15 protein-coding genes are annotated in these 13,530 nt (G+C 74.0%); 3 read left to right on the top strand and 12 right to left on the bottom strand.

Annotated elements, in window-relative coordinates; genetic code table 11:
* Positions 1 to 168: 168 nt before the first annotated feature.
* The 4 genes from D450_RS0109785 to D450_RS0109800 all read right to left on the bottom strand — a co-directional run bounded on the left by D450_RS0109785 (position 169) and on the right by D450_RS0109800 (position 2,173).
* Positions 169 to 621, bottom strand: coding sequence for a DUF6912 family protein (locus D450_RS0109785; RefSeq protein WP_017538488.1), 453 nt, complete (start codon positions 619 to 621; stop codon positions 169 to 171).
* A 111-nt stretch (positions 622 to 732) separates the two neighbouring features.
* Entirely contained in the window at positions 733 to 1,161 is a 429-nt protein-coding gene (locus D450_RS0109790) for a type II toxin-antitoxin system HicB family antitoxin (protein WP_017538489.1), read from the bottom strand.
* Positions 1,158 to 1,349 carry a hypothetical protein gene (locus D450_RS0109795; RefSeq protein ID WP_026128466.1) on the bottom strand — a complete coding sequence of 64 codons (192 nt, stop codon included), beginning with the start codon at positions 1,347 to 1,349 and terminating at the stop codon, positions 1,158 to 1,160. The genes D450_RS0109790 and D450_RS0109795 overlap by 4 nt, the downstream gene beginning before the upstream one ends.
* Before the next feature lie 161 nt (positions 1,350 to 1,510).
* A complete protein-coding gene (locus D450_RS0109800; protein WP_017538491.1) occupies positions 1,511 to 2,173 on the bottom strand; it encodes an HAD family hydrolase in 663 nt (220 codons plus the stop codon).
* 149 nt (positions 2,174 to 2,322) lie between these two features.
* Between D450_RS0109800 and D450_RS0109805 the strand changes: the two genes are divergently transcribed.
* Positions 2,323 to 3,519, top strand: coding sequence for an acyl-CoA dehydrogenase family protein (locus tag D450_RS0109805; RefSeq protein WP_017538492.1), 1,197 nt, complete (start codon positions 2,323 to 2,325; stop codon positions 3,517 to 3,519).
* Between the two features lie 492 nt (positions 3,520 to 4,011).
* Here the strand turns inward: D450_RS0109805 and D450_RS0109810 are convergent, their stop codons facing one another.
* The 8 genes from D450_RS0109810 to D450_RS0109845 form a co-directional block, all read right to left on the bottom strand.
* Positions 4,012 to 5,676 carry a glycoside hydrolase family 3 protein gene (locus D450_RS0109810; RefSeq protein ID WP_017538493.1) on the bottom strand — a complete coding sequence of 555 codons (1,665 nt, stop codon included), beginning with the start codon at positions 5,674 to 5,676 and terminating at the stop codon, positions 4,012 to 4,014.
* A 166-nt stretch (positions 5,677 to 5,842) separates the two neighbouring features.
* A complete protein-coding gene (locus tag D450_RS0109815) occupies positions 5,843 to 6,268 on the bottom strand; it encodes a VOC family protein (protein ID WP_017538494.1) in 426 nt (141 codons plus the stop codon).
* Positions 6,269 to 6,546: 278 nt separating this feature from the next.
* Positions 6,547 to 8,241 carry a phosphoenolpyruvate--protein phosphotransferase gene (gene ptsP, locus D450_RS0109820; RefSeq protein ID WP_017538495.1) on the bottom strand — a complete coding sequence of 565 codons (1,695 nt, stop codon included), beginning with the start codon at positions 8,239 to 8,241 and terminating at the stop codon, positions 6,547 to 6,549.
* Positions 8,241 to 8,498 (bottom strand): HPr family phosphocarrier protein, encoded by a 258-nt coding sequence (locus tag D450_RS0109825; protein WP_017538496.1) that lies wholly within the window; start codon positions 8,496 to 8,498, stop codon positions 8,241 to 8,243. Before D450_RS0109825 ends, ptsP begins: the two co-directional genes overlap by 1 nt.
* Before the next feature lie 19 nt (positions 8,499 to 8,517).
* Complete coding sequence (locus D450_RS0109830; protein ID WP_017538497.1) at positions 8,518 to 9,195, bottom strand: HAD family hydrolase; 678 nt, start codon at positions 9,193 to 9,195, stop codon at positions 8,518 to 8,520.
* A complete protein-coding gene (locus tag D450_RS0109835; protein ID WP_017538498.1) occupies positions 9,186 to 9,638 on the bottom strand; it encodes a PTS sugar transporter subunit IIA in 453 nt (150 codons plus the stop codon). The genes D450_RS0109830 and D450_RS0109835 overlap by 10 nt, the downstream gene beginning before the upstream one ends.
* 60 nt (positions 9,639 to 9,698) lie before the next feature.
* A complete protein-coding gene (locus D450_RS0109840; RefSeq protein WP_083932591.1) occupies positions 9,699 to 10,028 on the bottom strand; it encodes a glucose PTS transporter subunit EIIB in 330 nt (109 codons plus the stop codon).
* Positions 10,029 to 10,094: 66 nt separating this feature from the next.
* Positions 10,095 to 11,138: an SIS domain-containing protein gene (locus D450_RS0109845; RefSeq protein ID WP_026124592.1), complete on the bottom strand. Its 1,044-nt coding sequence runs from the start codon at positions 11,136 to 11,138 to the stop codon at positions 10,095 to 10,097.
* A 158-nt stretch (positions 11,139 to 11,296) separates the two neighbouring features.
* Between D450_RS0109845 and D450_RS0109850 the strand changes: the two genes are divergently transcribed.
* Positions 11,297 to 12,034, top strand: coding sequence for a GntR family transcriptional regulator (locus D450_RS0109850; RefSeq protein ID WP_017538501.1), 738 nt, complete (start codon positions 11,297 to 11,299; stop codon positions 12,032 to 12,034).
* 72 nt (positions 12,035 to 12,106) lie between these two features.
* On the top strand, positions 12,107 to 13,530 hold a 1,424-nt coding region (locus D450_RS29865), incomplete at its 3' end, for a PTS transporter subunit EIIC (protein WP_017538502.1).

Consider the following 13,530-nt stretch of genomic DNA (forward strand, 5'->3'; position numbering starts at 1 on the left):
CGGCCGTTCCCGACGAGGCGGGCGTGTCGCCGCGGAGAACGAGGGCCCCTCGAACTCCGGCCGGTGGAGTGGAGATGTCGCACTCCGCACCGGGACCGGGAGGCCCGCTTCTCGTGCGGTCCCCCTCCCGGCGCGGTGGCCGCCACCGGCGCCCGGGGCCCACAGCGCCTAATCCACCAGGTACTTCAGCTCCTGGACGGCGTACCACATCAGGTCGTGGTCGTCCTGGTGCCCGGCCTCGGGGTCGGCGGCGGCGCGGGCGATGCCGTCCTCGGCCCCCGCGTCGTCCACGTGCGCCGACGCGAGCTTCTTGTAGGGCACCGGGCCGTCGACGCGGACCGCGGCCGGGCCGCCCCGGTCGGGGTCCTCGGCCAGGGCCGCCTCGGGCATGTCGGCGGCCAGCACCACCCGCCGCCGCGGCGCGCCGGGGTCGGCGGCCAGCAGGCGCAGGGAGGCGTCGGCCGCGGCGAGCATGGCCTCGTACTCCAGCTCCTCGTCGTCGCCCCCGGTGGCCCGCAGGGGGCCGGTGGCGGCGAACGCGGTCAGCGGCTCGCCCCCGACCCGCCCCTCGGCCAGGATCTCGGCGAGGGCGGGCAGTGTGCTCGGCAGGTAGATGCGCATGGGAGAAGTCTGCCAAAACCCGGCCCCTGGACAGGCCGGGGACAGGCCGAGCTGTGGACGGCGCCCGGCCGCACCGCTCACGGCGGCCGGACACGGCGCGTCATCCCCGCCTCATCGGGCCGCCTTGGTCGGCGAGGTCCTCTGCTTACCGGTCCTGGCAGGCTTCCTCCTCCGGGCCTCGGCACGGAGCTGAGAAACACGTTGATGCGAGATACCGAGCGCGCGAGCCGCATCGCGCTGCGAAGCGCCTTGGGCCATCAGCGCTTCGATGGCCGCGCTCATGGCCTGCCCCTCCTCGACCGCGGCCCGCTCCCGCTCGGCACGCGCCCGCTCCAACCGCGCCAGCTCGCCGGCGGCCGCCGTGATCTCCAATTCGACCTCGACGTCCTCGATCGGACGGTCGAGGACGCCTGCGATCGCGTCGCGAGCCATCTCCCTCGCGTCGTCGAGATCCCGTCCGAAGGTGTGGACACGGAGTTCGGGAACGTCGACGAGCCAGTGGCGACCGTCCTTCTCGCACTGGGCCCGGTAGGTCTTCACAGGTCCTCGACCTCCTTGATGATCCGGCGGGCAGTGGGTTCCGCGATGTCGGCACGGCGGGGCACGGCGAACCGGAAGCCGCTGACGCTGTAGATGTCGTGTCGACCGCCGTGCCGCACGAACACCAGCGTCGCCCCCTTGTCCGCCGCCGCCTTGCGCAGTGTCTCCAATAGCTGTCGCTGCTTCATGCAGGCGTGTCTATATTACTAGGCACAACGCGGCTAGCAATATAGACAAACCTATCGCCCGCACCGGGGAGATGCCGGACACGACCCCCGACACCTCCCCGACTGGAACGGCTCGACACCGGGCATTGGGGACGCCCGGAACCACCCCGGGCGCGGCCGGGTCAGGCCCCCGCGGGCTCGAGTTCGGCTCCGAAGGCCTCGGCGAGGAGGGTGCGGGTGGTCGCCGGGTCGGTGTGCAGGATGCCGATCATGCCCAGGTCCATCGCGGCCTCGACGTTGTGCTCCAGGTCGTCGATGAACACGCACTCGCGCGGCTCCAGGCCGCTCTGCTCCGCGGCCAGCAGGAAGATGTCCGATTCGGGCTTGCGCATGCCCACCTCACCGGAGATCACCACCGCGTCGAAGGCCTCGGCGAACCGGTCGCGCGGGTAGCCGTTGCCCCAGGAGTTCGACAGCAGCGCGGTGCGCACGCCCCGGCCGCGTGCCCGCCGCATCACCTCGTACATCTCGTCCACGGGGCGGAAGGAGGAGAACATCCGGGAGATGAGCCCTTCGGCGGGGACCGGGCCGCCGTCCTCCAGCCGCAGTTCGGCGGCGAGGATCCGCTCGAACTCGGGGACGGGGATCTCGCCGCGCTCCAGGGCGTGGATCGCGTTGGCGCCCTCGGGGGTCGTGCGCAGTCCGGCGAACCACTCGCGCATGACGGCGGCGTAGTGGTCGCGGTCGATGCGGTCCGCCGCCAGCCACGCGTCGATGGTGGGGCCCAGCGGGGCGGTGAGCACCCCGCCCCAGTCGGTGATGATGCCGCGCAGAGCGTCGGGCATGCGATCGCCTCCTTCGGCTCCCCGGGGGTCGGCGGTACCGGGGGAGGGCATCCTTCCCCGCCGCCCGCCGGCGAACCGTCCGCCGCCCCGGGAAAATCGACCGCCACCGGAGGATACCGACCGGTCGGTGAAGTGGCATACTCGACACCATGGACTTCGGACTCAGCCCCAAGGCCCGCGACCACCTGTCCCGCCTCGAAGAGTTCATGGACGCCTGCGTCTACCCCGCCGAGCCCGCCTACCGGCAATGGCGCGAAGAGGCCGGCCCCGACGACCACCGCCTCCCCCCGGTCATGGAGGAGCTCAAGGCCGAGGCGCGCGAGCGCGGCCTGTGGAACCTCTTCCTCCCCGAGGTCGGCGGCCTGAGCGTCGCCGAGTACGCCCCCCTCGCCGAGGTGACCGGCCGCTCCCACCTCGCCCCGCAGGCGCTGAACTGTTCGGCGCCCGACACCGGGAACATGGAGGTGCTGCACATGTTCGGCACCCCCGACCAGAAGAAGCGCTGGCTGGACCCGCTGCTGGAGGGGCGGATCCGCTCGGCCTTCGCGATGACCGAGCCCGACGTGGCCTCCTCCGACGCCACCAACATCGCCACCTCGATCACCCGGGACGGCGACTCCTACGTGATCAACGGCCGCAAGTGGTGGATCAGCGGCGCGGCGGACCCGCGCTGCGAGGTCTTCATCCTCATGGGCAAGACCGACCCGGACGGCCCGGTGCACCGCCAGCAGTCCATGATCCTGGTCCCCAAGGACACCCCGGGCGTGGAGATCGTCCGGTCCCTGCCGGTCTTCGGCTACCAGGACCAGGAGGGGCACTGCGAGATCCGCTTCACCGACGTGCGGGTCCCCGCGGAGAACCTCATCTCCGGTGAGGGCGACGGCTTCATGATCGCCCAGGCCCGGCTCGGCCCCGGCCGGGTGCACCACTGCATGCGGGCGCTGGGCGTGGCCGAGCGCGCGCTGGAGCTGATGGTGGACCGGGCCAAGAACCGCGTGGCCTTCGGCTCCCCGCTGGCCGACCAGGGGGTCGTCCAGCAGCAGATCGCCGAGTCGCGCCTGGCGATCGACCAGGCCCGGCTGCTGGTCATGAAGACGGCGTGGCTGATCGACGAGTACGGCACCAAGGAGGCCCGGAACGAGATCGCGGCCATCAAGGTCGCCGCGCCCCGGGCCGCCCTGGAGACCATCGACCGCGCCATCCAGGTGCACGGCGGCGCGGGCGTGAGCGACGACTTCCCGCTGGCGCTGATGTACGCGCACTCCCGGGCGATGCGCATCTTCGACGGCCCGGACGAGGTGCACCTGCGCTCCCTGGCGCGCCGGGAGCTGAAGAAGAAGGGCTGAGCGCCCTGATGGGGCCGCCGGCCGGTAGTGGCGGTTCCACCACCACCGATCTGCGCAGGAGGGGCCGACCGCCCCATGAACCGGTCCCCGGTTGTCGGACCCGGTCGTTGAATGCCGGGCCGCGCGGGTCCGGGCCCGGTACCCCGCCGGGCCCGGACCCTGTGGCGCCGCTGAGGCCCGGGGTGGTGTCGTACCGCTCGACGTCGTCCTCCAGGGCTGAGGTGAGCCCCTGGACAGTGTCGAAACGGCGTCGGACCGGGCCTGGTCGAACAGCTCTCCCCCGATGTCCCCGAAGAGGTTCTGGGCAACCGTGTCGTCCAGGCGAATCGCCCGGCGTGGCACCGACTGCTCCAGGTGCGCCCCGGCCGGGACGACCCTCCAGGTGCGGTGCCGGTACCGGAAGCCCCGGTCGGAGCGGACCTGCCCGGCCGCCGGAGGCCTCGGCACCGCCCCGTCTCGGATTCGCGCGGCGGGGCGCCGGTCGCCGCCCGGTCAGTAGGACAGGCCGTCGCCGGTCTCCATGCCCGTGTCCGGGATCGGGACCGGGAGCCGGCCCTCGGGCCGCACCTCGCCCGCGATCGCACGGGCCGCCGCGGTGCGGGAGACCGGGACCGCGGAGTACACGGCCAGGAAGGCGTCGGCGTCCTCCGCCACCTGCAGGTCGTACGGCGTCCCCTGGGCGACCACGGCCACCGGCGCCCCGCCGGACGACGCGCGCTCCACGGCCCGGCGCTGCTCGGCGTCGCCGCGCGCCCCGTTGGTCCCCACCACGACCAGGTCCGCCCCCGAGGCCGAACCGGTGGTGTCCACACCCAGGTCCTGCAGCGCCGAAGTGATCTCCTCGGCGCCCGCCCCCTGGACCGCCACCTTCGCCCCGTCCTGGACCGGCAGCACGCCGCCCTCGTTGCGCAGCAGCGTCACCGAGGCGTCGGCGAGGTCCTGGGCGGCCTCGGCCGTGTCCTCGGAGGAGAAGACGCCGGCCGCCGCCTCCGGGTCCGCCCGCTCGGCGTCCAGGATGCCCCGCTCGGCCTTGAGTTCGAGGATCCTGCGCACCGACTCGTCCAGGCGCTCCTCGGTGATGCGCCCCTCGTCCACGGCCGAGAGCACCGCGTCGAACGCGGCGCCGGGGTCCGGCGGCATCAGCAGCTGGTCCGCGCCGGCCTCGACCGCCAGGACCGCCACCTCCCCGTCGTCGTGGGTCTGGCGCACGCCCTCCATGTTGAGCGCGTCGGTGGTGACGACCCCGTCGTAGCCCAGCTCGTCGCGGAGCACCCCGTCGATCACCTTCGGCGAGAGCGTGGCCGGCTCCCCCGAGTCGTCCAGCGCGGGCATGACGACGTGCGCGGTCATGATCGCGTCGACCCCGGCCTCGACCGCGTCGGCGAACGGCGGCAGGTCGTCGCGCTCCCAGGCGGCCCGGTCCTTGTCGATGACGGGCAGCCCGGTGTGGCTGTCGGTGCCGGTGTCCCCGTGCCCGGGGAAGTGCTTGACCACCGGGACCACGCCGCCCTCCGCGAAGGCCTCGGCCTCGGCGACGGCCATCTCCCCGACCGGTCCCGGGTCCGCCCCGAACGAGCGGATGCCGATGACCGGGTTGTCGGCGTTGGTGTTGACGTCGGCGACCGGGGCGTAGTCGAGGTTGATCCCGACCGCGGCCAGCTCCGCGGCGGTGGACGCGGCCAGCGCCTCGGCCTGGGCGGTGTCGCCGGTGGCCCCGACCGCCATGGCGTCGGGGAAGCGGGTGCCCGCCTCCAGCCGGGCGACCATCCCCTGCTCCTGGTCGACGCCGATCATCAGCGGCACCCCCGCCCCCTGCCCGGCCGCCTGCTCCTGGAGCCCGTTGGACAGCTCGGCGATCTGCGCGGGCGTGCCGAGGTTCTCGGGAAAGTAGATGAGGCCGCCGGGCCGGAAGTCGGAGAGGGCCTGGGCGTTCTCCTCGGGGGTGGTGCCGGCCGCGTTGAGCACGAAGAGCTGGCCCACCTTGTCCTCCACGGACATGTCGGCCAGGAGCGCATCGGCCCGCTCGACGGCCTGGGCCCCCGCCCCCTGGCCGGAGGATCCGCCGCCCTCGTCGGAGGGGGCGGTCCCGCCCGAGCAGGCGGCGGTGAACAGCAGCAGGCCGGCGCCGACGGGCGCGAGGCGGCGGAGCGCGGACATGGCGGTCTCTCCGGCGGGGTGGACGGCATCGGTCGGCGGGGGACGGCGCGGGCCGGGTGAGGCCTGGGCCCGCGGATGGACTGTACCGCCGCGGGGGCGCCGCGCGGCGCCCGACCGGCCGGGACCCGCGCGGCGCCCCCGCCGCGCCGGGCCTTCGGCGGGGCGCTCAGCCGATCTGTTCGGCCAGGGCAACGATGACGCCCTCCGGCCCCCGGAGGTAGCAGAGCCGGTACATCTCCTCGAACTGCGCCACCTCCCCCACGAGTTCGGCTCCGTGGGGGCGCAGACGGGCGATGGTGTCCTCGATGTCGTCGACGGCGAACATGATGCGCCGCAGGCCCAGCACGTTGGGCGGTGCCTCTTCGGGCTGTTCGGCCACCGCCTCCGGCGCACGGAACCGTGTCAGTTCGATCTTTCCGCCGCCGTCCGGGGTGCGCATCATCGCGATGTCGACGCGCACGCCCTCGATCCCGACGACGCGGTCCACCCACTCCCCTTCGACCGGCGCCGAGCCCTCCAGCTCCATGCCGAGTTCGGCGAAGAAGGCGATCGCCCCCTCCAGGTCCTCGACGACGACGCCTACGTGGTCCATCCTCTGAATCGCCATGGGCCGAGCGTAGGGACGGCCTGTGACAGAACCCCTGCTGCTCTGCGGCGGCGGGGCGGCAGGGATCGGAACGGTGATCGATGGTGGTGGGACCACCACTTCAGGACACCGATGGGGGTGATCCCACCACCATCGATGCACACAAGGGACCGAACACGACCGGGGCCGTGCCCGCCGTTCCGGCGGGCACGGCCCCGACGGCCTGTGTATTCGGGCCCGAGCGCTGAACGCGCGCCGCGTGTAGGCGCGTCCTCGGCTGCCGCCTACAGCCCCAGCTCGGCCACGCCCGGGAGGGCGTCCCGGGCCGCGCGCTTGGCCTCGTCGATCCCGGGGGCGTCCAGGGCGGCGCTCGCCGCCGCCTTGCACTCCTCCAGGCTCGCGCGGCTCAGGGCCGCACGGACCAGCGGCAGCGCCGAGGCCCCCATGGACAGGGTGGTCACCCCCGCGCCGACCAGCACGCACGCCAGCAGCGGGTCGGCGGCGGCCTCGCCGCACACCCCGCACGGGCGCTCGGCCGCCGCAGCCGCGCGCGCCGTGGCGGCGATGAGCTCCAGCACCGCGGGCTGCCACGGGTCCTGGAACCGGCTCAGCCCGCCGGCCTCGCGGTCGGCGGCGCAGGCGTACTGGGTCAGGTCGTTGGTGCCGATGCTGAAGAAGCCGGCGCTGCGCGCCAGGTGGCGCGCGCCCAGGGCGGCGGCCGGCACCTCCACCATGACGCCCGCGTGCTCGATGCCCGCCTCCTGCGCGCGCTCGGCGAACCAGGCGGCGTCCTCCGCGTCGGTCACCATCGGCGCCATGACGTTGAGCACCGCCTGCGCACCGCGCGCCGCCTCGGCCAACGCGGTGAGCTGGGAGGACAGCATCTCGGGGTGGCGGCGCATCATGCGCAGCCCGCGCACGCCCAGGGCCGGGTTGGGCTCCTCCCCCGGCGGCGGGAGGAAGGCCAGCGGCTTGTCCGCCCCGGCGTCCAGGGTGCGCACCACGACCTTGCTCCCGGCCGGGAACGCGTCCAGCACCGCCCGGTAGGCCTCCACCTGCTCCTCGTGCCCGGGGGCCTCGCCCCGGTCCAGGAAGAGGAACTCGGTCCGGTACAGCCCCACGCCCTCGGCGCCGTTCTCCAGCGCCGCCGGCAGCTCCTTGGGGCCGCCGATGTTGGCCAGCAGCGGCACCCGGTGGCCGTCGGAGGTGGCACCGGGCCCACCGCTCTGCGCGGCCGCCGCCTCGCGGGCGGCCTGCCGGGCGCGGGCCCGCTCGACCCGCTCGGCCGAGGGGTCGGCGACGACCTCGCCGGCGGTCCCGTCCACCAGCAGCGCGGCGCCCTCGGCGATACCGTCGGCCGCCGCCCCCGCGACCACCGCGGGCAGGCCCAGGGAGCGGGCCAGGATCGCCGAGTGGCTGGTGGGCCCGCCCTCGCGGGTGACGAAGGCCAGCACCTGGTCCGGGTCGAGCGTGGCGGTGTCGGCCGGCGCCAGGTCGGCGGCGACCAGCACGAACGGGGTGTCGGACTCGGGCACGCCCGGCACCGGGACGCCCAGCAGCCGGGCGACGATGCGGTCGCGCACGTCGTCCAGGTCGGCCACGCGCGCGGCCATGTACTCCCCGGCCGCCGCGAGCATCTCGCGGTAGACGCCGAAGGCGTCGGCCACGGCGCGGGCGGCGGCCGCCCCCTCGCGCACCCGGCGGCGCACGTCGTCGGCCAGGGCCGGGTCGCGGGCCATCAGCGCCTGCGCCGACAGCACCTCCTGGGCCTGCCCGCCGGCCTTCTCACCGCGCGCGGACAGGTCGCGCGCGGTCTCCTCCATCGCCTCGGCGGCGCGGGCGGCCTCGGCCTCGGCGTCCCCCTCGTATCCGGTCGAGGGCGGCTCGGGCACCGAGCGGGCCAGGCGCAGCGCCGGGCCGTAGCCCACGCCGGGGCTGACCCCGGTGCCCTCCAGCACCCGCTCGTCGGGCTGCCCCATCAGGCCGCACCCGCGATCTCGGCCAACCGGTCGAGCACCGTCTCGGCGTCCTCGCCGTCCACGCTGATGGTGATCTCGTCACCGTGCCGCACGTCCAGGCCCATCACGGCCAGGATGCTCTTGGCGGAGACGGGCGCGCCGTCCCCCTTGGCGACGGTCGCCTCGCCGGACGCCTTGGAGGCGGCCTCGACGAACATCGCCGCGGGCCGGGCGTGCAGCCCGACCTCGGACTCGACTTTCACGCGGCGCTCTGCCACTGCTGGCTCCTCTGTTTCCTCATGCCTTGGCTCGGCCGGTCCCGCCGGGCGGGGGCCAGCCCACTTCGGTCAGGTGGTCGACCACCAGGTCGGCACCGGACAGTGTCTCGCGGTCGTGGGTGGTGGTGACCCCGACCACGCCCATTCCGGCCCGTCGGCCGGCCTCCACCCCGGCGGGGGTGTCCTCGAAGACGGTGATGCGCTCGGGCGGCACGCCCAGCATCCGCGCCCCGGCGCGGTACCCCTCGGGGTCGGGCTTGCCCACGGCGACGTCGGCGGCGGTGACCGTGCCGGTGAACAGCTCCCACAGGCCGGCCATCTTCAGCGCGGACTCGGCCCACTCCCGTCCGGCCGAGGTCACCAGCGCCACCGGGACGCCGCGCCCGTGCAGGGAGCGCACGAACGCCACCGACTCGGGCAGCACCTGCACCGGGGGCAGGTCCGGCGCCGACCCGATGCGCTGCAGCTCCACCAGGAGCACGTCCCAGGAGACGCCGGGGAACAGCGAGGGGTCCTCGGCCACGACGTCCGGGCCGCGTCGGCCCATGAAGCGGTGGAGGACCTCTTCGTCGTAGGGCCGGCCGTGCGCCTGGAGCAGGCGCGCCCAGACCTCCATGGACCGCGGCTCGCTGTTGACGAGCGTGCCGTCCAGGTCGAACAGGGCGCCGCGCCCTTCGGCGCCGCCGGTCACCGCCATGTGAACAGCGCGGTCGAGCCGGCCTCGACCGCGCCGGACTCCACGGTGTCGAGCACGGTGTCCTGGGGGGCGTCCAGGGCGACGACCGGGACCGCCGGGGAGCGGCCCCCGGCCTCCACGGCCGCCGGGTCCCAGCGCACCAGCGGGGCGCCGGCCTCGACGGTCGCACCCTCGGAGGCCAGGGTCTCGAACCCCTCCCCCTTCAGGTCGACGGTGTCGATCCCCAGGTGGACCAGGACCCCCTTGCCGTCCTCGCCGGCGATGACGAAGGCGTGCGGGTGCAGCTTGACGATGGTCCCGGCGATGGGGGCGAGGGCGGTCTGGGGCGCGCGCTCGGGGTCGACCGCGGTCCCGGGTCCGACCATCCCCTGGGAGAAGACGGGGTCGGGGACCCCGGCCAGTCCGGTGGCGGTCCCGGGGACGGGCGAGAGCACTGCGAGCATGGTGGGCACCTCCCGGTGCGGGGCGCGGGCCGAGCGCTCGGCCCGCGCCGGGTGCGGGTGTCAGTCGAGGATGTCGTTGATGTCGTCGGTCAGCGCGTCGGCCTCGGGGCCGACGACCACCTGGACGACGTTGCCCTGGGAGAGGACCCCGTGGGCCCCGGCCGCCTTCAGCGCCGCCTCGTCCACCTTGGACGGGTCGGCCACCTCGGTGCGCAGGCGCGTGATGCACGCCTCGATGTCGGTGATGTTGTCGGCGCCGCCGAGCCCGGCGACGATCGCGGCTGCCTTGTCGGCCATCTTGTTTCCTTGCCTTGTCGAGGTTCCGGCGGGCCGCCCGCGCCCGAGGACGGCCGTGGGCGGTCGTGGACCGGCGCGGACCTGCCGGTCCATGCAGAGCTTAAGCGCCCGCGGGCCGCGGGCCGAAGCGTTCGGCCCGCACAGGGCCCGCCCGGGCGGTCAGGAGGTCTGGGTGACCTTGCCCAGGCCGCGGGGCGCGTCGGGGTTGTAGCCCAGGCGCCGCGCCAGCCGCTCGGTGAGCTGCTGGGCGGGGACGATCAGCCCGATGGGCGCGGTCCACTCCGGCAGGTCGGGCGCCGGGAGGGCCAGGTCGCAGGCGGAGGCCAGGGTGGAGCCGCCGCCGATGCCGTAGACCGGGGCGCCGGCCGCGGCGACCCGCTCGGCCAGGGCGGCGGTGCCCGGCAGCGTGGGGCCGGAGTTCGCCGCGACCAGGATGGCCGGGGTGGAGGAGTCGACCACGGCGATCGGGCCGTGCAGCAGGTCGGCGTAGGACAGCCCCATGGCGTGCAGGTAGCAGGCCTCCTTGAGCTTGAGGGCGGCCTCCAGCGCCGTGGAGAAGGCCATGCCGCGCCCGGAGATCACCGCCCCCTGCACCGGGGTCAGCCGCTCGGCCAGCTCCTCCACGCCGTCGCCGGGGGCGGCCAGCAGCTCCTCGATGGCGTCGGGCACCGCGTTCAGCTCGCCGGCGTCCAGGTCGGCGCCGAGGCCCAGGGCGAGCACGGCCAAGGCGGCCAGCTGGGTGGTGTAGGTCTTGGTGGCCGGCACCGCCAGCTCGTCCCCGGCCTTGGTGACCAGGGCCAGGTCGGCGGACTCGGCGAGCGGGGAGCCCTCCCCGTTGGTGACCGCCACGGTGCGGGCGCCGCAGTCGGCGGCCCAGGCCATGGTGTCGACGATCTCCTCGGTCCGGCCGGACTGGGAGATCGCCACGGCGAGCACCCCGTCCAGGTCGACCTTGGAGCCGTAGGTGGTGGCGATCGACGGCGAGGCCAGGGTGGCCAGCCGCCCGGCGTGCGCCTGGAGCAGGTAGGAGCCGTACACTGCGGCGTTGTCGGAGGATCCGCGGGCGATGAACAGCACCTGCCGGGTGCGGCGGCCCAGCTCGCCCAGGTCCGCGGTGAGCGGCGTCAGGGCCTCCAGGGTGCGGCGCAGCGCCGCGGGCTGCTCGGCGATCTCAGCGCGCATCACGCTCGTCGTCGTGGTCATCAGGCATCTTCCCCATCGCTGGTGCCGCCGGAGACGCCGGCGCCCGTGTTAATCGCTGTGCGGCCGGGAACGGATCGGCACATGACAATGTACTCTGGTCTAGTCCGGCCTATACCAGTCATACCAGAACGTCCCACCAGCGAACAGGCGACCGAACCATGATCGACCCCACGAGCCCGGTTCCCAAGTACGCCCAGCTCCGGGACCTGCTGCTGGACTGGATCACCGAGCGCGGTCTCGCGGTCGACGACCCCATCCCCTCCGAGCGCGAACTCGGCAACCGCTACGGGCTCTCCCGGATGACGGTGCGCCAGACCGTGGACGTCCTGGTCTCGGAAGGGGCGCTGTACCGGGTGCCGGGCAAGGGCACCTTCGTGGCCCGCCCCAAGATCGCCATGCCGCTCGAACTGGCCTCGTTCACCGAGGATATGCGCGCACGCGGCTTCACACCCGGATCGCGCGACCTGGCGCGCCGCGCCGCCCCCGCCTCCGCGCACACCGCCCGGCTGCTGGAGCTGGCCCCCGGCGACCAGGTCCTGCACATCGAGCGGCTGCGCACCGCCGACGGCGAGCCGATGGCGGTCGAGCGCACCACGCTCCCGCTGGCGCCGCTGCCCGGACTGGAGCGCGTCGCGCTGGGCGACCGCTCCCTCTACCGGATCCTGGAAGAGGAGTACGGGATCCTCCTCGACTCGGGCGAGCAGACCATCGAAGCAGGGATCTGCGACCCCGCAGACGCGAAGCTGCTCGGGCTGCCCAACGGCAGCCCGGTGCTGTCGATGCAGCGCCGCAGCTTCTGCAAGGGGGTCTGCATGGAGCTGGCCGTGTCCAGCTACCGCGCGGACCGCTACCAGCTGCACTCGCGTCTGGACCCGCGGCGCCCCGCCGGCGGCTGAGGCCGCCGGACGCGTCCCGCACACGCGCCGGCGCCGCCATCCCACCCGTCCGCATCCAATGGAGGAACACCAGTGAGTTCCACGAAATCCGCCGAGAGCGGCGCAGGAGCGGGATCCTCGCTCCTCGGGCTGCTCCAGCGCATCGGGCGCAGCCTGATGATGCCGATCGCCGTGCTGCCCGCGGCGGCGATCCTGCTCCGGCTCGGCCAGGGCGACATGCTGGGCGCCAACGGCCCGGAGCCGGGCGGCCTGGCCGACGTCACCGGCCTGGGCTGGATGGAGCCGGTCGCCGGTGTCATCGGCACCGCCGGCGACTCGCTCTTCCAGGCGCTGCCGCTGCTGTTCGCGGTGGGCGTGGCCATCGGCTTCGCCAAGCGGGCCGACGGCTCGACCGCGCTGGCCGCCGTGGTGGGCTACGTGGTGTTCGACCGCGTGACCAAGTACCTCTTCTTCCACTTCGACCCCAGCGGGCAGCTGAAGGAGTCGGTCACCACCTTCGACGCCGCCGGCGAGGAGGTCATCAACTGGGGGGTCAAGAACCCCTCCGACGTGCTCGGCGGCATCGCGATCGGCATCCTGGCCGCGGTGCTGTGGCAGCGCTACTACAAGATCAAGCTCCCGGCCTGGCTGGGCTTCTTCGGCGGCCGCCGCTTCGTCCCGATCGTCACCGCGGTCGCCTCGCTGCTGCTGGCGGTCGTCTTCGGCTTCATCTGGCCCACCGTCGGCGGCTGGATCAACGACCTGGGCACCTGGATCGTGGCCTCCGGCCCGCTGGGCGCCGGCGTCTACGGCGTCGTCAACCGCCTGCTGCTGCCCTTCGGCCTGCACCACATCGTCAACTCGGTGGTCTGGTTCGTCTTCGGCAGCTTCGAGAACCCCGCCACCGGCGAGGTCGTGCACGGCGAGATCAACCGCTACCTGGCCGGCGACCCGACCGCCGGCGGCTTCCTGTCCGGCTTCTTCCCGGTGCTGATGTTCGGCCTGCCCGCCGCCGCCATCGCCATGTGGCGCGCCGCGCACCCGAGCCAGCGGGCCACGGTCGGCGGCATCATGATCTCGGCGGCGCTGACCGCGTTCGTCACCGGCATCACCGAGCCGATCGAGTTCGCGTTCATCTTCATCGCCCCGGTGCTCTTCGCGGTGCACGTGGTGCTCACCGGCGTCTCGATGGCGATCCTGAACGCGCTCGACGCCCACCTGGGCTTCGGGTTCTCCGCGGGCCTGATCGACATGGTGCTCAACGCCTTCAAGTCCAACACCACCGGGCTGGTGTGGATCCTGCTGATGGGCGTGGCCTACTTCGCGATCTACTACGCGGTGTTCTACTTCCTGATCAAGAAGCTCAACCTGCCCACCCCGGGCCGCGAGCCGGTCGAGGAGAACGCCTCGGTGGCCGCCAACCCGGACCAGCCGGGCGAGGCCGCGGCGTCCGGCGACGGCGCCGCCACGGGCCAGGAGAAGGGCGGCGGCACCGGCTGGCGCCCCCCCCCCTTCTG

Source organism: Nocardiopsis halophila DSM 44494 (assembly GCF_000341245.1).
GTDB classification, from domain to species: domain Bacteria; phylum Actinomycetota; class Actinomycetes; order Streptosporangiales; family Streptosporangiaceae; genus Nocardiopsis_A; species Nocardiopsis_A halophila.

Coding starts and splice junctions, on each gene's coding strand:
- D450_RS0109785 (WP_017538488.1), bottom strand. CDS start 621: ATGCGCATCTACCTGCCGAGCACACTGCCCGCCCTCGCCGAGATCCTG.
- D450_RS0109795 (WP_026128466.1), bottom strand. CDS start 1,349: ATGAAGCAGCGACAGCTATTGGAGACACTGCGCAAGGCGGCGGCGGAC.
- D450_RS0109800 (WP_017538491.1), bottom strand. CDS start 2,173: ATGCCCGACGCTCTGCGCGGCATCATCACCGACTGGGGCGGGGTGCTC.
- D450_RS0109805 (WP_017538492.1), top strand. CDS start 2,323: ATGGACTTCGGACTCAGCCCCAAGGCCCGCGACCACCTGTCCCGCCTC.
- D450_RS0109810 (WP_017538493.1), bottom strand. CDS start 5,676: ATGTCCGCGCTCCGCCGCCTCGCGCCCGTCGGCGCCGGCCTGCTGCTG.
- D450_RS0109815 (WP_017538494.1), bottom strand. CDS start 6,268: ATGGACCACGTAGGCGTCGTCGTCGAGGACCTGGAGGGGGCGATCGCC.
- ptsP (WP_017538495.1), bottom strand. CDS start 8,241: ATGGGGCAGCCCGACGAGCGGGTGCTGGAGGGCACCGGGGTCAGCCCC.
- D450_RS0109830 (WP_017538497.1), bottom strand. CDS start 9,195: ATGGCGGTGACCGGCGGCGCCGAAGGGCGCGGCGCCCTGTTCGACCTG.
- D450_RS0109835 (WP_017538498.1), bottom strand. CDS start 9,638: ATGCTCGCAGTGCTCTCGCCCGTCCCCGGGACCGCCACCGGACTGGCC.
- D450_RS0109840 (WP_083932591.1), bottom strand. CDS start 10,028: ATGGACCGGCAGGTCCGCGCCGGTCCACGACCGCCCACGGCCGTCCTC.
- D450_RS0109845 (WP_026124592.1), bottom strand. CDS start 11,138: ATGACCACGACGACGAGCGTGATGCGCGCTGAGATCGCCGAGCAGCCC.
- D450_RS0109850 (WP_017538501.1), top strand. CDS start 11,297: ATGATCGACCCCACGAGCCCGGTTCCCAAGTACGCCCAGCTCCGGGAC.